The sequence below is a fragment of the Actinocorallia populi genome, from assembly GCF_002995495.1.
Lineage (GTDB): Bacteria > Actinomycetota > Actinomycetes > Streptosporangiales > Streptosporangiaceae > Actinocorallia > Actinocorallia populi.
Map to the genome: position 1 here is coordinate 530,810 of NZ_PVZV01000003.1, position 19,140 is coordinate 549,949.

The 19,140-nt window shown below is 71.6% G+C and carries 20 protein-coding genes; 10 read left to right on the forward strand and 10 right to left on the reverse strand.

Annotated elements, in window-relative coordinates; translation table 11 throughout:
* Positions 1 to 221: 221 nt before the first annotated feature.
* Positions 222 to 1,694, reverse strand: coding sequence for an amino acid adenylation domain-containing protein (locus C2865_RS15530; protein WP_232835616.1), 1,473 nt, complete (start codon positions 1,692 to 1,694; stop codon positions 222 to 224).
* Positions 1,695 to 2,034: 340 nt separating this feature from the next.
* Between C2865_RS15530 and sbnA the strand changes: the two genes are divergently transcribed.
* The 3 genes from sbnA (at position 2,035) to C2865_RS15545 (ending at position 5,074) form a co-directional block, all read left to right on the forward strand.
* The gene (sbnA, locus tag C2865_RS15535) at positions 2,035 to 3,003 is read left to right on the forward strand and encodes a 2,3-diaminopropionate biosynthesis protein SbnA (RefSeq protein WP_232835617.1); all 969 of its coding nucleotides are present in this window, start codon (positions 2,035 to 2,037) and stop codon (positions 3,001 to 3,003) included.
* Positions 3,004 to 3,083: 80 nt separating this feature from the next.
* Positions 3,084 to 4,109, forward strand: coding sequence for a 2,3-diaminopropionate biosynthesis protein SbnB (gene sbnB, locus C2865_RS15540; protein WP_106399154.1), 1,026 nt, complete (start codon positions 3,084 to 3,086; stop codon positions 4,107 to 4,109).
* A gap of 170 nt (positions 4,110 to 4,279) precedes the next feature.
* The gene (locus tag C2865_RS15545; protein WP_232835618.1) at positions 4,280 to 5,074 is read left to right on the forward strand and encodes an acyl-CoA thioesterase domain-containing protein; all 795 of its coding nucleotides are present in this window, start codon (positions 4,280 to 4,282) and stop codon (positions 5,072 to 5,074) included.
* Here C2865_RS15545 and C2865_RS15550 read toward each other — a convergent pair.
* The 4 genes from C2865_RS15550 to C2865_RS15565 form a co-directional block, all read right to left on the reverse strand.
* Complete coding sequence (locus C2865_RS15550) at positions 5,040 to 6,206, reverse strand: ABC transporter permease (protein ID WP_106399155.1); 1,167 nt, start codon at positions 6,204 to 6,206, stop codon at positions 5,040 to 5,042. The genes C2865_RS15545 and C2865_RS15550 overlap by 35 nt on opposite strands.
* A complete protein-coding gene (locus C2865_RS15555; protein ID WP_106399156.1) occupies positions 6,203 to 7,093 on the reverse strand; it encodes an ABC transporter ATP-binding protein in 891 nt (296 codons plus the stop codon). Before C2865_RS15555 ends, C2865_RS15550 begins: the two co-directional genes overlap by 4 nt.
* Positions 7,094 to 7,133: 40 nt before the next feature.
* On the reverse strand, positions 7,134 to 7,928 hold the full coding sequence (locus C2865_RS15560; protein ID WP_106399157.1) for a methyltransferase domain-containing protein: 795 nt from the start codon (positions 7,926 to 7,928) through the stop codon (positions 7,134 to 7,136).
* Between the two features lie 101 nt (positions 7,929 to 8,029).
* Positions 8,030 to 8,623, reverse strand: coding sequence for a TetR/AcrR family transcriptional regulator (locus tag C2865_RS15565; RefSeq protein ID WP_198653343.1), 594 nt, complete (start codon positions 8,621 to 8,623; stop codon positions 8,030 to 8,032).
* A 103-nt stretch (positions 8,624 to 8,726) separates the two neighbouring features.
* On the opposite strand from C2865_RS15565, the gene C2865_RS15570 reads away from it, so the two are divergent.
* Positions 8,727 to 9,704 carry a hypothetical protein gene (locus C2865_RS15570; protein WP_106399159.1) on the forward strand — a complete coding sequence of 326 codons (978 nt, stop codon included), beginning with the start codon at positions 8,727 to 8,729 and terminating at the stop codon, positions 9,702 to 9,704.
* A 196-nt stretch (positions 9,705 to 9,900) separates the two neighbouring features.
* Here the strand turns inward: C2865_RS15570 and C2865_RS15575 are convergent, their stop codons facing one another.
* Positions 9,901 to 10,440 carry a YdeI/OmpD-associated family protein gene (locus tag C2865_RS15575; protein ID WP_106399160.1) on the reverse strand — a complete coding sequence of 180 codons (540 nt, stop codon included), beginning with the start codon at positions 10,438 to 10,440 and terminating at the stop codon, positions 9,901 to 9,903.
* The gene (locus tag C2865_RS15580; RefSeq protein ID WP_106399161.1) at positions 10,440 to 10,847 is read right to left on the reverse strand and encodes a VOC family protein; all 408 of its coding nucleotides are present in this window, start codon (positions 10,845 to 10,847) and stop codon (positions 10,440 to 10,442) included. Before C2865_RS15580 ends, C2865_RS15575 begins: the two co-directional genes overlap by 1 nt.
* Before the next feature lie 109 nt (positions 10,848 to 10,956).
* Here C2865_RS15580 and C2865_RS15585 point away from each other — a divergent pair, with 109 nt between their 5' ends.
* Positions 10,957 to 11,916 carry a helix-turn-helix transcriptional regulator gene (locus C2865_RS15585; protein ID WP_106399162.1) on the forward strand — a complete coding sequence of 320 codons (960 nt, stop codon included), beginning with the start codon at positions 10,957 to 10,959 and terminating at the stop codon, positions 11,914 to 11,916.
* A 73-nt stretch (positions 11,917 to 11,989) separates the two neighbouring features.
* On the opposite strand, the gene C2865_RS15590 is transcribed toward C2865_RS15585, so the two are convergent.
* Positions 11,990 to 12,436 (reverse strand): ATP-binding protein, encoded by a 447-nt coding sequence (locus C2865_RS15590; RefSeq protein ID WP_106399163.1) that lies wholly within the window; start codon positions 12,434 to 12,436, stop codon positions 11,990 to 11,992.
* A gap of 180 nt (positions 12,437 to 12,616) precedes the next feature.
* On the opposite strand from C2865_RS15590, the gene C2865_RS15595 reads away from it, so the two are divergent.
* Both C2865_RS15595 and C2865_RS15600 read left to right on the forward strand, forming a co-directional pair.
* Positions 12,617 to 13,432 (forward strand): helix-turn-helix domain-containing protein, encoded by an 816-nt coding sequence (locus C2865_RS15595; RefSeq protein WP_106399164.1) that lies wholly within the window; start codon positions 12,617 to 12,619, stop codon positions 13,430 to 13,432.
* Complete coding sequence (locus C2865_RS15600; protein WP_106399165.1) at positions 13,420 to 13,605, forward strand: DUF397 domain-containing protein; 186 nt, start codon at positions 13,420 to 13,422, stop codon at positions 13,603 to 13,605. The genes C2865_RS15595 and C2865_RS15600 overlap by 13 nt, the downstream gene beginning before the upstream one ends.
* Positions 13,606 to 13,737: 132 nt before the next feature.
* Here C2865_RS15600 and C2865_RS15605 read toward each other — a convergent pair whose 3' ends face one another.
* Positions 13,738 to 14,370, reverse strand: coding sequence for a TetR/AcrR family transcriptional regulator (locus C2865_RS15605; RefSeq protein ID WP_106399166.1), 633 nt, complete (start codon positions 14,368 to 14,370; stop codon positions 13,738 to 13,740).
* 106 nt (positions 14,371 to 14,476) lie between these two features.
* Between C2865_RS15605 and C2865_RS15610 the strand changes: the two genes are divergently transcribed.
* Positions 14,477 to 16,198 carry an ABC-F family ATP-binding cassette domain-containing protein gene (locus C2865_RS15610; protein ID WP_232835619.1) on the forward strand — a complete coding sequence of 574 codons (1,722 nt, stop codon included), beginning with the start codon at positions 14,477 to 14,479 and terminating at the stop codon, positions 16,196 to 16,198.
* Positions 16,199 to 16,262: 64 nt separating this feature from the next.
* Here C2865_RS15610 and C2865_RS15615 read toward each other — a convergent pair whose 3' ends face one another.
* Positions 16,263 to 16,892, reverse strand: a complete 630-nt coding sequence (locus C2865_RS15615) for an ACT domain-containing protein (protein ID WP_106399168.1) — start codon at positions 16,890 to 16,892, stop codon at positions 16,263 to 16,265.
* Between the two features lie 127 nt (positions 16,893 to 17,019).
* On the opposite strand from C2865_RS15615, the gene C2865_RS15620 reads away from it, so the two are divergent.
* Together C2865_RS15620 and C2865_RS15625 are read left to right on the forward strand one after the other, a co-directional pair.
* Positions 17,020 to 17,541 carry a nucleotide exchange factor GrpE gene (locus C2865_RS15620; protein WP_198653345.1) on the forward strand — a complete coding sequence of 174 codons (522 nt, stop codon included), beginning with the start codon at positions 17,020 to 17,022 and terminating at the stop codon, positions 17,539 to 17,541.
* A gap of 13 nt (positions 17,542 to 17,554) precedes the next feature.
* On the forward strand, positions 17,555 to 19,138 hold the full coding sequence (locus C2865_RS15625) for an Hsp70 family protein (RefSeq protein ID WP_106399170.1): 1,584 nt from the start codon (positions 17,555 to 17,557) through the stop codon (positions 19,136 to 19,138).
* Positions 19,139 to 19,140 lie beyond the last annotated feature (2 nt).

Genomic DNA, 19,140 nt, shown 5'->3' on the forward strand with positions numbered 1-19,140 from the left:
CGAATACGGTCGCCGTCCGTGCCGTGAAGCCCCCTGATCCGCTACTTATGCGCAGCGAGGTCACAGTCAACCAGCCTGCAACATGCTTCGCAATCCTCCCATAAGCGGAACTTAACGGGCGGGATTGCTCACCGAGGTGACAAGAAACGAGCTGTGTAACCGTCCCGTCACCGGCCGATCCGGCATCCGGTGACAACGGTCCCCCGATGGCGACCGGCCCGTTACCGGCCCGTGGCGAAGTCGTGCACCACCACTGCTACGGCGCCGACGCTCGGGTGCCGCTGGAGCACGGCCTCGATCTCGCCCAGCTCCATCCGGACGCCGGCGATCTTCACCTGCCGGTCGACCCGCCCCAGGTACTGCAGCGCGCCGCTCGGGAGCACCTTCACCGCGTCGCCCGTCCGGTAGAGGCGGCTGGTCAGGGAGGGTCCGAAGGGCGAGCGGAAGAACGCGTCGCGGGTGCGCTCGTGGTCGCCCAGGTAGCCGCGGCCCACGCCGTGGCCGCCCACGAACAGCTCCCCCGTCTCCCCCGGCTCGCAGGCGTACCACCGGTCGTCGTCCTCCTTGCGCAGGACGTAGAGGTCGGTGTTGATCACGGGGGTGCCGATGGGCAGCCGCAGCAGCTCCAGGTCACCCAGAGTGACGATGTGGTGGGTCACGTCGTCGGAGCACTCGGTGGGCCCGTAGGCGTTCACCAGCCCCGCCTGCGGCATCTCCAGCAGCCAGCGGCGCGCCACCTCGGTGGGCAGCTCCTCGCCGGTGGCCAGCATCCAGCGCAGGCCCGACAGGCGCGTCCCGCCCTGGGCGGCCAGGTCGTCCAGCAGCAGCCTGACCATGGTGGGCACCAGCTCCACGATGGTGATCCGCTGCCCGTCGACCACATCGGCGAAGGCCACCGGGTCGTAGGAGACCTCGTCGCCGACGACGTGCACCTGGCCGCCGTTGACCAGCGGGCAGAGCATCTGCCAGATGGAGATGTCGAAGCCCAGCGGCGCGGTCTGGGCGACCACGTCCCGGTCGGTCATCCCCAGGTCGACGATCTTGGCGTAGATGTGGTTGATCATGCCCTGGTGCTCGACCACCGCGCCCTTGGGCTTGCCGGTGGAACCCGAGGTGAAGAGCATGTAGCGGGGCTGGTCGATGCCCTCCAGGCGGGCCTCGCCCTCCCACGGCGGGCAGGCCGCCGCCTCGTGCGCCCGCACGATCCGCACGCCGGCCTCGGCCGCGCCCTCCGCCAGGGCGGGGGTGACCTCGCCGGGGTCGGTGTTGAACAGCAGCACCGCGCCGGCCTGCTCCAGCACGCCGGCGACGCGCCTGGCGGGCCAGTTGGCGTCCGCGGGGACGTAGACGGCGCCGAGCAGCTCCAGCGCCAGGAAGGCGGCGATGACGGTGACGCTCCGTACACCGCCGACCGCCACGACCGCGCCGGGGAGCACCCCCTCGCGCTCCAGCAGCGCGGCGATCCGGCGCGCCTCGACCGCCAGTTCGGCGTAGGACAGCGCGCGGGTCTCGTCGCGCACGGCGGGGCGGTCCCCGCCTGCGGCGATGCCCTCCACCCGGGTGATCACCGGGGCGGACAGGTCGACCTCGTGCGCACGGCTCATGGCGAACTTCCGCGCGCGCTCGACCTCCCCTTCGGAGAGGGCGAGCTCTGGCAGAGCGGTTTGCTCGAGCAGTCCATCCAAGATCGTCACGAATCCGCTCCTCCGGCGATTAGCCGATTATGTGTGCTTTAGATGATAGACGGGGCTTGCAGGGCAAGATGCCCTACTGTACGGTAATCAGCGCTACGGTGATAGGGGTCACTTCATCACCCGGGAAGAGGGAGCACGCCACAGGTTTCTTCGGAGGGCCAGCGGGGTTTCCGGGACGGCCTCAGCTTTCAGCCGACGGGGTGCGGGAAATTCGGAGAATTTCAGGCTGAAGGTGCGCGCGGCCGGGATTTCGATAAAGATGGCGGAGTATTCTGGCGACCCGGGCGGATTCCAGGTTCTCTGACCTTTTAATTGTCAGTCGGTTGTTGTCATACAGAGGGTGCCGGGCAACGTGCCTATTATCAGCTCTCCGCAAGAGTTCAACGTCGAGGACCTGTACGTCGACCTGCGGTCCGTACTCGATTCCCCGCTGTACTTGAAGTGCGAGGGGTTCAACTTCGCCGGCTCGGTGAAGCTCAAGGCGGCCGCCGAGATGATCGCCGCGGCCGAGCGCAGCGGCGTGCTCACTCCGGGATCCGTGCTGGTGGAGTCCTCGTCGGGCAACCTGGGCATCGCCCTGGCCACGATCTCCGCCAGCAAGGGCTACCGCTTCGTCTGCGTCACCGACCCTCGCTGCAACACCGCCTCCCAGCGCGTCATGCGCGCCCTGGGCGCCGAGGTCCGGGTCATCACCCGCAAGGACGCCAACGGCGGTTATCTGGAGAGCCGCATCAACCATGTGCGGGAACTGTGCGCGTCCAGCGACCGCTATGTCTGGCTGAACCAGTACGCCAATCCGAACAACTGGCGGGCCCACCACCGCCACACCGCGCCGGCCATCGACCGCGCCTTTCCCGAGCTCGACGTGCTGTTCGTCGGGGCCGGCACCACGGGCACGCTCATGGGCTGCGCCCGCTATTTCAAGGAGAACCGCAGGCCCGTCACGATCGTGGCGATCGACGCGGTCGGCTCGGTCACCTTCGGCGGCGTCCCCGAGCGGCGCATGGTCCCCGGCCTGGGCACCAGCACCCGGCCCGAGCTGGTCGACGAGTCCTACATCGACGACGTGGTGCACGTCGCCGAGCCCGACACCATCCGCACCTGCCACCGCCTGGCGGCCCGCGGCTTCCTCTTCGGCGGCTCCACCGGCACCGTGATCAGCGGCGCCCTGCACTGGCTGAACGAGAAGTACCCCGGCGAGGAGCCGGTGGCCGTGGCGATCTCCCCCGACCTGGGCGAGCGTTACCTAGACTCCCTGTACCAGGAAGACTGGCTCACCGAGCACTTCGGGGCGCTCGACCTCGAGTGACCCGCCCCCCGTCTTCGGCGGGCCCCCTCGCGGGGGTCCGCCCGCCCCTGTTGCGTCGTCCCCTCGTTTGGAGCAGTCACATGACCCAGGCCCCCTCGTTCTCCGTCATCTCCGGAGAACAGGTGCACAACGCCCTCCACGGCCGCGAGAAGCAGCTGACGGACATGGTCGAGGCGGCGTACCGCCTGCACGGCGAGGCCCAGACGGTCAACCCCGACAGCTACTTCCTGCGCTTCCCCGACCGCCCCAACAGCCGGATCATCGCGCTGCCCGCCAGTGTCAAGGGCGACGTGAACGTGCACGGCATCAAGTGGATCTCCTCCTTCCCCGACAACGTCGCGGCCGGCATCCCCCGCGCCAGCGCCGTGCTGATCCTCAACGACACCGAGACCGGCTACCCGTTCGCCTGCCTGGAGAGCTCGATCATCAGCGCCGCCCGCACCGCGGCGTCCGCGGCCCTGGCCGCGGTCACCCTGGCGGACAAGCGCGGCGTCACCCCGCGCAGGGTCGGCTTCGTCGGCGTCGGCCTCATCGCCCGCTACCTGCACACCTACCTGGCGGGCAACGGGCTGGAGTTCGACGAGCTGGGCATCTTCGACCTGTCCCGCGAGCACGCCGAGGGCTTCAAGGGCTACCTCGAGCGCACCGAGAAGGGCCGGGTCGCCATCCACGACACCGTGGAGTCCCTGCTCACCTCCTCCGACCTCGTCGTCCTGGCGACCGTCGCGGGCGAGCCGCACATCCTCGACCCCGAGCTGCTCGCGCACAACCCGCTCGTCCTGCACGTCTCGCTGCGCGACTTCTCCCCCGAGATCATCCTGTCGGCCTACAACGTCGTCGACGACGTCGACCACTGCCTGAAGGCCAACACCTCCCCGCACCTGGCCGAGCAGAAGACCGGCAACCGCGACTTCGTCGACGGCACCCTCTACGACGTGCTGACCGGCAGGACCACCCCGCCGGCCGACAGGCCCGTCATCTTCTCCCCCTTCGGCCTCGGCGTCCTCGACCTCGCCGTCGCCCGCTACGTCTACGACCAGGTCACCGCCTCCGGCGACCTGCACACCGTCCCGGGCTTCTTCCACGAGATGAAGCGCTACGGCTGATTCCGACTTAACAGACAGTTCACAGCCGGGCCATCTTTCCGGGCGCCCGGCCGCACTAGCGTCTGTCTTCGACGGTCGTCCGGCACCGCGGCGCGGTGGTGCCGGAGGCCGTGATCCTTTCCGGCGGACCCGGACGCGGGGCGCCGCGGGAGGGCGGGCATGATGGCCCCGTGCCCCCGTTCTTCACACGTTCCGGCTCCGCTCTCCTGCCCGCCCCGCACGCCCGCGGCCCCTGGGCGCCCGACATGCTGCACGGGCGGCTGCTGGGCGGGCTGCTGGCGCGGTCCGTCGAGGCCGAGCACGGCACGGCGGAGCTGCGGCCGGCGCGGCTGACCGTCGACCTGTACCGCAACAGCAGGCTGGTGCCGCTGACCGTGCGCACCGAGGTCGTGCGGGACGGGCGGCGGATCCGGGTGGTGGACGCCTTCGTCGACGGGCCCGACGGGACGGTCGCGCGGGCGAGCTGCGTCATGCTCAGGCCCGGCGGGCAGCCGCCGGGGACCGCCTGGACGGCCGAGCCGTGGGACGTGCCGACGCCCGACGAGCTGGGCGAGCCCAACCCGCGCCGCGGCGGGAGCACGCCGACCTTCGCGATGTGGCGGATCGGCGAGAACGACGGCGACTGGTCGGCGGATCAGCGCCGGCGGGTCTGGATGCGCGAGACGCACCCGCTGGTGGAGGGCGAGGAGCTCTCGCCGTTCACGCGGGCCGCGCTCGCCGCCGACCTGGCCAGCCCGCTGGCGCACTGGAGCACCCGCGGGCTGAACTACATCAACGCCGACTACACCCTGAGCCTCGGCCGGCTGCCCGAGGGGGAGGTACTGGGCCTGGAGGCGGGCGGCCACCTGTCGGCGGACGGCATCGCCTCCGGCCACTGCGTCCTGTACGACCTGTCCGGTCCCCTCGGGCACGTCGACACCATCGCGCTGGCTAATCGCCGGCGCGCATCGCCTCCTTCAGGCTGACCCGGCCGCCGGTGCGCAGCACCGAGTTGGCGTAGATCCGCCCGGCGAGCCAGACCAGCGCCGCGATCACCACCAGGGTCACGCCGATGGAGGCCAGCTGCTCCCACAGCGGCGCCCCGTAGACGGCGCGGATCGGCATGAGCAGCGGCGCGAAGACCGGAACGAACGACAGGATGCGGACGAGGGTGCCGTCCGGGTCGGCCGGCACCAGCGTGAAGCACAGGAAGTAGCCGCCCATCAGCAGGATCTGGATGGGCGCGCTCACCCCGCCGATGTCCTCCTGGCGGGAGACCGTGGCCGCGACCGCCGCGTAGAGCAGCGCGTACAGCGTGTACCCGGCGACGAACCAGACCAGCGACCACACGACGGTCCCCGTGAGGTCGCCGCCCGGCAGGTCGAGCGCCCCGGTGGCGAGCTGCGCCCCGACGCCCGCCGCCACGACCAGGCCCATCTGGAGGAAGCCGAGGAGGCCGAGTCCCAGCACCTTGCCCGCCATGAGCTGCCAGGGGCGGACCGAGCTGAGCAGCAGTTCCACCACCCGGCTGGACTTCTCCTCGACCACGCCCTGCGCGACCAGGATCCCCGACGTCTGCAGCATGATGAACAGCAGGACGGCCAGGGCCATCGCCAGGCCCAGCCGGGTCTCGCGCTGCTCGTCGCTGCCCTCCAGGGAGACCACCTCGACGGAGGCGCCGGCGACGGCCTGGTTCACCTGCGCCGGGTCGGCTCCCGCCTTGACCAGCTCGGCGTTCAGCGCGGACTGCTGGCCCAGCGCGGACAGGGCGGCTTCCAGCTGCTCGTCGGGCTCGCCCTTGACGACCATGCGCAGCGGGCCGTCGAGCACCAGCGCGTCGAGTTCGCCCTCCAGGACCAGCCGCTCGCCCTCCTTCTGCGAGGGGACGGTCTGCTTCTCCACGTCGAGCTTCATCGCCGTGGCCACGGCGGTGACCTGGCCGGCGAAGCCCTCCTCGACGAATCCGATCTTCGTCGCCGAGCCGCCCAGGAGCTTCAGCCCGATCAGGAGGCCTGCCACGAGGACCATCATCACCGCGGTGCTGATGACGAACATCTTCGACCGCAGGCGGTCGAGCTCCCGTACGGCGATCAGCCGCACCTCTGTCAGCGAGTTCACGCCTTCTCCCCCGTCACGACGTCGCGGAACAGCTCGGTGAGCGTCGGGCGCCGCAAGCTGAACTCGCGGACGCGCCCGGCCGCCAGCGCGGCGCGCAGCAGGACCTGCTCGTCGGCGTCGGGGGCGAGGGTGAACAGGTCTCCCTCGCGGGCCAGGACGCCCGGCACGGCGTCGGCCCAGCCGTCCGCCGCTCCCTCCACCCGGCAGAGCAGTTGCGCCTGGCCCTGCTCCTGCAGTTCGGCGGTGGTGCCGAGGGCGACCATCCGGCCGCCGCGGATGATGCCGACGCGGTCGCAGAGCCGTTCGACGAGGTCGAGCTGGTGGCTGGAGAAGACCACGGGGACGCCTTCGGCGCTCTTGTCGCGCAGCACCTGGCTCATCACGTCGACGGCCACCGGGTCCAGGCCGGAGAAGGGCTCGTCCAGCACGAGGATCTTGGGGTCGTGGACGAGCGCCGCCGCGAGCTGGACGCGCTGCTGGTTGCCGAGGCTGAGCTTCTGCACCTCGTCGCCGCCGCGTTCGGCGACGCCGAGCCGCTCCAGCCACTCGTCGGTCGCCCGGTCGGCGTCCTGCGCCGACCTGCCGCGCAGCCGCGCCAGGTAGACGAGCTGCTCGCGCACCTTCATCTTCGGGTAGAGGCCGCGCTCTTCGGGCATGTAGCCGATCTCGCGGCGGGCGTCCTCGTCCAGCGGGGTGCCGCCCCAGCGGACCGTTCCCGAGTCCGCGGCCAGCACTCCCAGCACGATCCGCATCGTGGTGGTCTTGCCGGCTCCGTTGCTGCCGACGAACCCGAAGAGCTCGCCTTCCCCCACCTCGAAGCCGAGTTCGTCGAGGACCCTCCGCTCTCCGTAGCTCTTGGATATTCGTTCTAGTGTCAGATTCCCCATAGTGGGACAAGCTTGCCGCAAGTCCACAAGAACGTCTAAGTCACGCCTTACACAAGATCTCCCCGTGCAGCAGGGCGAACCAGCCGTCCGGGTGGTCGGCGAACGCCTGCCAGCCGCGCGAGATGCGCTCCAGGTCCTCGCGGACCGCGTAGCCCGAGGACAGCGCCTGCTCGGCCATCTTCGAGTCCAGGATGCGGTCGCGCCACATCTCCCCCCACCAGCGGCGCTCCTCCTCCGTCGCGTGGCACCAGTTCGAGGCCGACGGCCGCACGTCCTCGAACCCCGCCTCGTGCGCCCACGCCAGCAGGTGCCGACCGGCGTTCGGCTCGCCGCCGTTGGCCCGCGCGCACCGGTCGTACAGCGCCAGCCACTCGGCCAGCTCGGGCAGCGCCGGGTACCAGACCTTGCCGCCGTAGTCGGAGTCGCGCGCGGCGACGATCCCGCCCGGCCTGCACACCCGGCGCATCTCCCTCAGCGCCCGGACGGGGTCGGCCACGTGCTGCAGCGTCTGGTGGGCGTGCACGACGTCGAACGTGTCGTCCTCGAACGGCAGCTCGTAGACGTCGGCGGCATGGAAGGAGACGTCGGCGACGCCCTCCGCCCGCCTGCGCGCCTCCTCCAGCACCTCCTCGACCAGGTCGACGCCGACGACCTTCGCCACCCGCGAGGCCAGGTCGACCGTGATGCTGCCGGGACCGCAGCCGACGTCCAGCAGGAAGTCGCCGGGCCCCAGGTGCGGGGCCAGGTAGGCGGCGGAGTTCTCCACGGTGCGCCAGCGGTGGGAGCGCAGCACGGAGTCGTGGTGGCCGTGGGTGTACTTCTCTTGGTCCGTCATGGCCCGACTCTAACCCGACGTCTCAAGTCTTGAGAAATGTGTATCACTATGTGGACAACGCGGGCGCGCGGCGGCCCGGGGAGGGCACGCGGAGGACATCGTCAGGAGAAGCCGAGAGCGCCTTCCAGGCCGCGGCGGACGAGCTCGGGGTCCACGTCGCCCAGGACCAGGCGCTGGACGACGAAGCCCGGGATGAGGCAGGTCAGGACGGTGCCGACCGCCGCGGGGTCGGCGCCCTGGGGAAGGCGCCCCTCCTGCTGGTAGCGGACGGCGAACTGCGTCCAGATCCCGCGGACGCCCGTGAGGATCTCGTTGACGACCGCGCCGATGGCCTCGTCGTGCACGGCCGTCGCCCAGACCTCGGGCAGCAGCTGGAGCTTGCCGCCCCCCTCCAGCTCCGCCAGGAAGATCTCGAGGAAGTCGTGGAACACCTCCGGCAGCGGGGGCAGCTCCTCCCGGCCCAGCATCTCGCGCAGCGCGGACTGCACCGCCGACCGCCTGTCCTCGGCGATCTCGGAGACGAGGTCGGCCTTGGCGGGGAAGTAGCGGTACACCGCCCCCGCGGACAACCCGGACTCCTTGAAGATGTCCTGCATGGAGGTGCCGTTGAAGCCCTTGATCGCGAAGCAGCGCACCGCCGCCTCGATGATCTGCTGACGGCGCTGCTCCAGGTGCTCAGGGCTGACTTTCGGCATGGGGCCAAAAATAAAACGGATGCTCGTTCTTGACAACCGGGCACACGGGCGTAGCATCGGACCCAGATAAGAGAACGAACGTCCGATTTATAGGAGCCCGGTCATGAGATCCCGGCCGCACCCCCTGATCCTCGCCCTGGCCGTGGCCGCCGTGCAGGCCCTGATGGTCCTCGCGTTCGCCTGGCCTTCGGCCAACACCGCCCCCCGTGACGTGCCGCTGGGCGTCGCCGGTCCCGCGGCCGCCGTCACCCAGCTGACCCAGCGCCTGGAGCAGGCGCAGCCCGGCGCCTTCGAGGTGCGTACCTACGCCGACGAGGCCGCCGCCCGCCAGGCGATCGAGGACCGGGAGGTCTACGGCGCGGTCGCCGTCACCCCGCAGGGCCCCAGGGTCCTCACCGCGTCCGCCGCCAGCCCGGCGGTCTCCCAGGCCCTCGTGCAGCTCGCCGCGGCCCAGGCCGGGACCCCAGCGCCCGCCGTCGAGGACGTCGTCTCCGCCGACCCCGACGACCCCCGCGGCACCGGCTTCGCCACGATGATCCTCCCGCTGGTCATGTCGGGCATCGCCGCCTCCGCCGCGCTGACCCTCCTGGTCCGCGCCGCCCGCGACCGGCTCCTGGGCGTCCTGGTCTTCGCCGCCGCCGGCGGCCTCCTCACCGCCCTCGTCGCCCAGACCTGGTTGTCCCTGACCCCCGGCTCCTACCTGGAGGTCGCCGCCGTCGCCGCCCTGGCGTCCCTGGCGACCGCGGCGCCCATCACCGGCCTGGCCAGCCTCATCGGCCCTCCCGGCATCGGCGCCGGCGCCCTCACCCTGCTCTTCCTGGGCAACCCCTTCTCCGGCGCCGCCACCGGCCCCGAACTCCTCCCCCAGCCCTGGGGCGCCCTCGGCCAGTTCCTCCAGCCCGGCGCCGCCGCCTCCCTCCTGCGCTCCGTCACCTTCTTCGACGGCGCCGCCGCCCGCACCCCCCTCCTCGTCCTCACCGCCTGGGCCCTCCTCGGCCTGGCCCTCCTGGCCGCCGCCCTGCGCAGGCCCCCGACGGCCGCCACCGCTCCCGACGAGGAACCCGTCGTCCTCACCGCCTGACCCACCGCACACGCCTGGCACCGCACACGTCAGACGCACCGCACATCGGGCACACCACACGCTCCGGGCGCGTCGGACACACCACACACGCCAGGCACGCCGGACGCACCGCACACATCGGGCGCGTCGAGCACACCGCACGCGCCGAAGGCCCGGGATCCCCGGGCCTTCGGCGTCTCCTGGCCACCGCCCGGACTCAGGGCGCCGACAGGGCGGAGACCGCCTTCTGCAGCCGGGCCGCACGCCCGGCGGGCGTCCTGGCCTTCAGCAGCGGCAGGATCAACCGGTAGCGCGCCGTCTTGTCGAGCGCCGCGAAGCGCGCCGCGGACTTGGGGCGGGCCGCCAGCTCCCCGGCCAGGTCGGGCGGGACGGCGACGTCGCGCTGGGCGGCGTAGGCGGTCTCCCAGCGGCCGTCGGCCTGCGCGGCGGCCACCTCCGCCAGGCCCGGCGGGCGCATCCGTCCCGCGGCGGTCAGCGCCTCCACCCGCTCGACGTTCACCCGCGACCAGGGGCTGCCCTTCCGGCGGCGCGAGTACCTCTGCAGGAAGAAACGGTCGTCGTAGGCCTTGCGGTGGCTGTCGATCCAGCCGTGGCACAGCGCCACCTCCAGCGCCTCCACGATCGTGAGCGAGGCCGCGCCCGAGCCCTTCTTGGCGATCTTCAGCCAGGCTCCGCCCTCGTCCTCGTGATGCGCCGCCAGCCACGACTCCCACTCGGCGGCGTCCGCGAAGTGCATCACCGGCCCAGGACCTCCAGGTAGTGGCGGTTGTACATGAAGCCCAGCACGTTGCCGAACGGGTCGACCACCGCGGCGGTGACGAACCCCTCGCCGCGTTCGGTGACCGGCATGTACGGCTCGGCGCCCAGGGACAGCAGCCGGTCCAGGGTCGCCTGCACGTCGTCGACGTGCCAGTGGAGGACCGCGCCGCCGGGGGCGGTGGGCGCTCCCGGCGGCGCGTACCTCCGGTCGACGATGCCGAGCTCGGTCTGGTGGTCGCCGATCCTGAACTCGTAGTAGGCCACCGGCCCGCCGTCGTCCGGCCTCCTGAAGTACGGCTCGACGCCCAGCAGTTCGGCGTACCACCTCCCGGCCGCTTCCACGTCGTCGGCCCACAGGTTGACGGTGGAGACCCCTCGCAACATCGTGCTCCCTTCGCCGCCGCGAACCGGCGGCTCGTTTCCGTTCGACACCCCGAACACTAGGAAGCCAACAGGTCAGTGAATGTCCTCTTAGGACGGCAGGATGGAATTCATGCGAGATCCCTCCGACCGGCTGCTGCGCCTGCTGTCCCTGCTCCAGACCCCGCGGGAGTGGCCGGGCCCCGAACTGGCCGACCGCCTCGGCGTCACCCCCCGCACGATCCGCCGCGACGTCGAACGGCTGCGCCGGCTCGGCTACCCCGTCCACGCCGCCCAGGGCAACATCGGCGGCTACCGCCTGACCTCCGGAACGGCCATGCCGCCGCTCCTCCTGGACGACGACGAGGCGATCGCCGTCGCGGTCGGCCTCGGCACCGCCGCCACCGCCGCGATCGACGGCGTCGAGGAGGCCTCCCTGCGCGCCCTGGCCAAACTGGAGCAGGTCCTGCCCTCCCGGCTGCGCCACCGGGTCACCGCGCTGTCCGAGGCGGCCGTCGTCCTGCCGCGCCCGGACGGCCCCGCCGCCCAGGCCGCCGACCTCGCCTCCCTGGCCGCCGCCTGCGCCGCCCGCGAGAAGGTCCGCTTCGCCTACGCCAAACCGCACAGCGAGCCGACCCGCCGCCTGGTGGAACCGCACCGGCTGGTCGTGGTGGAACGCCTGTGGTACCTCGTGGCCTACGACGAGGACCGCGCCGCCTGGCGCTCCTTCCGCGCCGACCGCATCAGCGAGGTCCACCGCACCGGCGTCCGCGTCCCCGCCCGCGAGCTACCCGGAGGCGTCGACACCCGGACCTGGGTGACCCGCGCAATGCCGCCCCGCGACGTCCGCGCCCGCCTGCTGCTGCACGTGCCCTTCGACCGTGCCGCCTCTCAGGTCCCCGCCTGGCAGGGCACCCTGGAACCGGTCGACGACACCTCCTGCCTCCTGCACACCGCCCCCGACTCCCCCCGCTACCTGGCCCACCGCATCACCCTCCTCCCCGTCCCCTACACCCTCCTCGACCCGCCGGAACTCGCCGCCCACCTCCGCACGATCGCCGAACAGGCCGCCCACGCCGTCCGCCACCACTGACCCCGCGCCCTCCCGAAGGATTCGCCTCGACGTCCGGCTTCACGGTGCTCGCGAGATCGCGGTGGGTGCCGCTTCACCGCCTTCCCGAGAAGGCGGCCCAGACCCATTTGCCGCCGCGAGGGTCGCGAGTGCAACCGTTCCGGCTGGTGAGAGAGGCGACGATGAGGAGGCCGCGTCCGCCGTCGTCGTCGAAGGAGTCCGCCGAAAGGTCGAGGTCCTCCAGCCTGAGTTCGGCCGGAGGCCGCGGGCGGGGCAGCCGGGGGCTGGAGTCCCAGACGGCGACGATGGCGTCGCGAGCGTCGCGGACGAGTTCAAGGCGTATCTCCTCACCCGGTGTCTCTTTGGCCGCGTTGGACACCAGCTCGGCGACCACCAGCAGAGCGTCGTCCAGGATGTCGAGATCGCCCCATCGGCGGAGCCGTTGCTCCGCGAGGGTGCGCGCCAGGCCCGCGGAGGCGGGAGAGGCGAGCAGGGGCAGGAGCAGGTGGTCGATCGCAGGGGTGCACCGGTCGTCGGTCATGGGCGTGGCCTTCGTTCGAGCAGTCGATTCCTCGTTCCGCACACCAGTGAGCCACCGGGTCGGTACCGTGCGTCACAAAGCACGTGACAAAGCCTTACAACCGGACGGGGACGGCCGCTCCCGCTTTCATCGCGGTTTCCCCGCCCTCTGGCCGGTTTCACCGACGGGGAGGACGAGGGGATGGCCGCCCGGCGCAAGAGAGGCTCCGTCTCGCCGACGCTGCTGGCGTTCGGCCGCCAGCTCCGCCGCTACCGCGAGGCCGTCGGCCTCTCCCAGGAGAGCGCCGGACGCCGCGCCAACGGAGGACAGGGGGTGAGCAGCCAGTACGTCGGCCAGGTCGAAAGCGGCCGCACCCGCTGCACCCGCGAGTTCGCCGCCACCATGGACGCCGAGCTCAAAGCCGGCGGCAGGCTCCTGGAACTGTGGGACGACCTCGTCCTCGACTCAGCCTTCCCCACCTGGTTCGACTGGCCCAACATCGAAGCCGAAGCCGTGATGATCCAGTCCTACCAGCCCCTGCTCGTCCACGGCCTTCTCCAGACACCCGGTTACGCGAGCGCGATACTCCGCAGCACGGACGTGGTCGAGGCGCGTCTGAACCGGCAGAAGATCCTCACGAGACGGCAGCCGGCTCCCCCTGTCTTCTCGCTCCTCTTGGACGAGGTGGCGCTGCACCGGGCGACAGGGGACTCCACCGTCATGCGTGAACAACTGGAGCACCTGCTGACCGTGGGCGAGCTTCCCAACGTCGCCCTCCAGATAGTCCCGAGCAGGGGAGAACACCTGGGGAACAGCGGAGCCTTCAACCTCGCCACCCTGGAGGACAGAAGCGAGGTCGCCTATGTCGAGTCGGCGATCCGCGGCCTGACGATCAATGACCCCGACGAGCTAGCCTCCATAGCGCGAACCCTGATCGAGGTGCGGTCCCTCGCGCTTCCGGCGAGCCACTCCCGCGACATCATCCGAAGGACAATGGAAGAACGATGGAATCACTAGTTCTGAAGTGGCGTAAGTCCAGCTACACCACCGCCAATGGTGGTGACTGCGTGGAGCTCGCCACCCTCGCGGGAGCAGTCCTCGTCCGTGACAGCAAGAACCCGGCAGGAGCCCGCCTGCGGTTCACGCCTCGCGGCTTCCGGAGACTCGTCAAAGGCGTCAAAGGTTCCTGAGCCTTCGTGACGGGCGCCGGCGGCCAAGGCTGACCGGCAGAGGAGTGCGGCCTCGATATGCCCATCCGGTTCCTGGTGTTCTGTGACCTTTTAGCCGATCTCCTCTCTTCGGCAGCGCTTCCGGCCGGGGTGTCAGCGGGAGAAGGCGCCTGCTCGGGCGGCGGCGAGGGCGGCGGTCACGGCTCGGGCGGTGTCCTGCGGGGAGACGGGTTCCGTGGTGATGCAGAGGCGGTAGTACAGGGGGGCGACGGTGGCCCGGACGAGTTCCTCGGCGTCGGTGGCGGCGGGGAGTTCGCCTCTGGCGACGGCGCGGTGGACCACCGCGGCGGCCTGGCGGTGGCGGGTGGTCAGGTAGGAGCGCAGGGCGAGGGCGGCTTCGGGGGTCTGGGCGGCGGCCGCGACGAGGGCTCGGGTGACGGGGCCGGTCAGGGGGTCGGTGAAGCCTTCGACGACCTGGGCGGCCAGGGACTCCAGGTCCTCGGCCAGGGAACCGGTGTCGGGCAGGGGCCAGGGGTCGGCCTCGGCCAGGCCGAGGGCGTCGGCGGCCAGGGCGGCGGGGCTGCGCCAGCGGCGGTAGACCGTCGTCTTGTGGACGCCGGAACGGGTGGCGACGCCTTCCACGGTCAGGCCGGGGAAGCCCTTCTCGGCCAGTTCGGCCAGGGTGGCCTGACGGACGGCCTCGCGGGTGCGGGCGGTGCGGCCGCCGGGGCGGACGGTGCCCGCATCGGGCAAAGGCGACTCGGTTGCGTTAGCGGTCTTCTTCATGGCATGCTCAGACTAACGCAACATGGTTGCGTTAGGAAGGTGCCGGTGCGGAGCAGGCCGCCGTGCCGGGCCCTCCCCGTCCCGTCCCCGTCACGAGAGGTCTTTTTTGCCCGCTCAGCTCTCCCTCCGCGGAATCTCCAAGTCCTACGCCGGCCGGGTCGTCCTCGACCAGGTCTCGCTGTCCGTCAAGCCCGGGGAACGGGTGTGCGTGGTCGGCGAGAACGGCTCGGGCAAGTCGACCCTGCTCCGGCTCGCCGCCGGGTTCGAGACGCCGGACGACGGCGAGGTCGTCGTCTCGGCCTCCGGCGGGGTGGGGCATCTCGCCCAGACGCTGGAGCTGCCCTCCGCGTACACCGTGCGGCAGGCCGTGGACGTCGCGCTCGCCGACCTCAGGGCGATCGAGCGCCGCATGCGCGAACTGGAGGCGGACCTGACGGAGGAGCGGCTGGCCGAGTACGGCGAGCTGCTCGACGTCTACGACCTGCGCGGCGGCTACGAGGCCGAGGCGCGCACCGGGGCGGCGCTCCAGGCGCTCGGGCTCGGGCACGTGGCGCCGGACAGGACGCTCGGCTCCCTGTCCGGCGGCGAACGGTCCCGGCTGGGGCTGGCCTGCCTGATCGCGGCGTCCCCCGAACTGCTGCTGCTGGACGAGCCGACCAACCATCTCGACGCCGCCGCGCTGGCCTGGCTGGAGGACCGGCTGCGCGCCCACCGCGGCACCGTCGTGGCCGTCTCCCACGACCGGGTGTTCCTCGAGCGGGTCGCCACCGCGATCGTCGAGGTCGAGAACGGCGCGGTCACCCGCTACGGCAACGGCTACTCCGGCTACCTCGCCGAGCAGGCCGCGGCCCGGGAGCGCGCCCGCCAGGCCTGGCTCGACTGGCGCGAGGAGCTGCGCGAGGCGGAGCGCTTCGCCGCCACCACCGCGCATCGCGTCGCGCACGGCCGCGACATCAAGGACGGCAACAAGATGGCCTACGACCGTGCCGGCGGCCGCGTCCAGAGCTCGGTCTCCAGCCGCGTCCGCCAGGCGCGGGAGCGCATCCGCCGCCTCCAGGAGTCGCCCGTCCCCGAGCCTCCCGAGCCGCTGAGCCTCTCCGGCGCCTTCACCCGGGGCGCGACGGACGGCCCGCTCATCACCCTGCACGGCGTCCGCGTCGCCGGTCGGCTGTCCCTCGACGCCTTCACCGTCGCCCCGGGCGAGCGCATCCTGGTGACCGGCCCCAACGGTTCGGGGAAGAGCACCTTCCTGAAGCTCCTCGCCGGCGAGCTCGCCCCCGACTCCGGCACCGTCCACCGCAGGGGCCGCACCGCCTACCTCCCCCAGGACCCGCCCGACGCCCGCATCCACATCACGCAGGACGCGGCCGACACCGGCACCAGCGTCACGCAAGTCCCGGCCGACTCCGGCGGCCTCCGCGAAGGCCGCGCCGCCCGTCCCGTCCAGGGGCGGCCGCCCGCTCCCGACGCGTCCCGCAGCCTCCTGGCGGCCTTCGCCGCAGGGCGCCCCGGCCACCCCGAAGAGCACCGGGCGCACCTGCTGTCCCTCGGGCTCTTCCGCCCGGACGCCCTCGACGTTCCGGTCGGCGCGCTGTCCACCGGCCAGCTCCAGCGCCTGTCCCTGGCCCGCCTGCTGACCTCCCCGGCCGACCTCGTCCTCCTGGACGAGCCCACCAACCACCTCTCCCCCAAGCTCGTGGCCGAACTGGAGGCCGCGCTCGCCGCCTACCGGGGCGCGCTCGTCCTGGTCACCCACGACCGCGCCCTCCGGGCGGGCTTCACCGGCACCCGTCTGGATCTCCGTCCGGACCACGCCTTGACCGGCTGAAACAAGGAAAGGCAAAACGGAGCCGAAATCTCGGCCAACCGGGTCCGGCGCCGCCGGAGAGCCGTCACATCAGAGGAGAAAGCCGATCCCCGAGAACGGATTCGGCGGCCTGGACGAGTTGTTCCAGCCGGAGCATCTCCGAAAGGTGGAACTCCGGCGCGGCGGAGCGGGCCACCAGGACGGCGGTGTCGGCGGACGCGAAGGGCACCAGGCCGTACTGGGTGCCGTCGGGGGACCGGAAGGCGCGGCAGCGCAGCGGCTCCAGGTCGGCCGGAGGCTCGGCGGCCTCGCCGCCGGGGCTGGTGTGGACCAGCCTGCCGGGGCCGGTGCGCAGGACGCCCGCCCAGTCGGCGGAGAGGATCGCGGGGAGGGCGTCGGCGAAGATGCGCAGGCCCTCCCCCGGATGGGCCGCGAGCTGGCCGATGAGGGCGACGTCGGGGTGCAGGCCCGGGGGTTCGACGGTGGGCCACAGGCCCTCGACCCGCACGCCGGGGACGGCCTGGAGGCCGGCGGTGATGCGGTCGGCGGAGACGCCCGACGGCCAGGAGACGGTGATGTCGTCCAGGGCGCGGCCGGCCACGTTCTCCAGGACGGACAGCTGGACCACGTCGGCCCCGGCTGCTCCCAGGGTGCGGGCGACCCTGCCCAGCGACCCCGGACGGTCGGGGAGACGGACCCGGATCCGCAAAAGCATCGGCACCTCCAGTAAACGTTCCGTGCCTTTATGTTGCCATATGCGCGTTTCGGCGCTGTTACCCGATCGTGTCATTTCCTCAAGATGGCCTATCGCCAGGGTCAACCGACCTATAGGGTTTCTCCACGTGTCCAGTCAGCCCGGTCCTCCAGAAGAAGGCCGGCCGTCCGAGGTGACGCCGGCCGAACTGCGCGACGCCCTTCTCGGGCTGTCGGCGAGACTGGAGCGCGAGCACGAGCGGGCCAAGCACCGCGAAGAGATCATCGACCGGTTGCACCGGGAGAACCAGCACCTGCGCCGCGGTGAGCTGCAGCAGCTGCACGAGCCCGTACGGGGCGCGCTCTACCGGCTCTACGACCTGGTCCGCCGCGCTGAACTGGAACCGCCGCAAGGCGATCACGTCGCCCCTCTGCTGCAGATGATCGGCGACGAGCTCGCCGAGGCGCTCGGCCGCACCGGCGTCGAGCTCATCGAGGTCGAGTTCGGCGACCCCTACGACTCCGCACGGCACCGCCCCCTGGGCACCGAGCCCGTCGCCGACCGCTCGCTCGACGGCAGGGTCGTCGAAGTGTGCGCCGACGGGTTCGCCCGCGGGGAGCTCGTCGTGCGCAGAGCACAAGTCCGTGTCGGCAAGTATCAGGAAGACTGAGGGCACCGAGGGCATGGCGGTATACGGGATCGACCTGGGCACGACCTACTCCTGCATCGCGAGCATCGACGACGTCGGGCGGCCGACCGTGCTGCGCAACCTCGAGGGCACCGACACCACGCCCTCGGTCGTCTACTTCGAGTCCGGCGACAACGTCGTCGTGGGCGCCACGGCCAAGGACACCGCCGTCCTGGACCCCGACAACGTGGTCAGCCTCATCAAGCGGGACATGGGCCGCGACGTCCCCCGCGAGATCCACGGCTTCAACTACAACCCCGAGGAACTGTCGGCCTTCATCCTGCTGAAGCTGGCCACCGACGCCCAGACGGTGACGGGCGAGGTCGCCCGCGACGTCGTCGTCACGGTCCCGGCCTACTTCGGCGCCGCCGAGCGCGACGCCACCCGCAAGGCCGGGCGCATCGCGGGCCTGAACGTCATCGACGTCATCTCCGAGCCGATCGCCGCGGCCGTCACCTACGGCGTGCTCAACCCCGAGAGCGACCGCACGATCCTCGTCTACGACCTGGGCGGCGGCACGTTCGACACCACCGTCATCGCGCTGCGCGGCGGCCACATCGAGGTGGTCTGCACCGACGGCGACCACGAGCTGGGCGGCGCCGACTGGGACTCGCGCCTGGTGGAGCACCTGGCCGAGCAGTTCCGCGCCGAGCACCCCGACGCGGGCGACCCGCTGGACGACAAGCTCACCGAGCAGCAGCTGCGCCGGGACGCCGAGGAGGCCAAGAAGGCGCTGACCGCGCGCACCCAGCACACCGTCCGGGTGATGCACGGCGGCCGCGTGGCGACCCTGGAGATCACCCGCGAGGTCTTCGAGGAGATCACCAAGGACCTGCTCGACCGCACCGTGGAGATCACCGGCCGCACCATGGAGGTCGCCCGCGCCAAGGGCGTCACCGACTACGGCGACCTGGTGCTGGTCGGCGGCTCCACCAAGATGCCCGCGGTCTCCGCGCGGCTGGAGGCCGAGCTCGGCCTCACCCCCCGGCTGCAGGACCCCGACCTCGCCGTCGCCAAGGGCGCCGCCCTGTACGCCTTCGAGGAGACCTTCCGCCGCCTGCTGTCGGAGGGCGCGCGGGAGGAGGCCGAGGAGATGGCCAACCGCGCGGGCCTGTCGGCCGAGCAGCAGCGGCAGATCGCGGCGCGGCGCATCAAGACCGTCGCCTCGCGCGGTTTCGGGATCGTGGTGCTCAACCGCGAGACCCAGGCCGAGGAGGTCGTCCACCTGGTGCACGCCAACGACGAGCTGCCCGCCGGGCGCTCCTCGGACTTCTTCACCGTGCACGACGACCAGACCACCGCGGACGTGCGGGTGATGGAGCAGGCCGGCGCGGTCGAGTCGCCCGAGCCCGCCGACAACAACGAGATCGCCACCGGCTCGGTGCGCGTCCCGGCCGGCAAGAAGGCCGGCTGGCCGATCTCCGTCACGTTCTCCCTGGACGCCTCGGGGCTGCTGCACGTCACGGCCGAGGAGAAGGAGACCGGCGAGCGCCTGGACCTGGAGGTCGAGGTCGGCGGCATGACGGAGGACGACGTCGAGGCCTCGAGGGCGGCGCTCTCGCGCGTTCAGGTGAGCTGAGG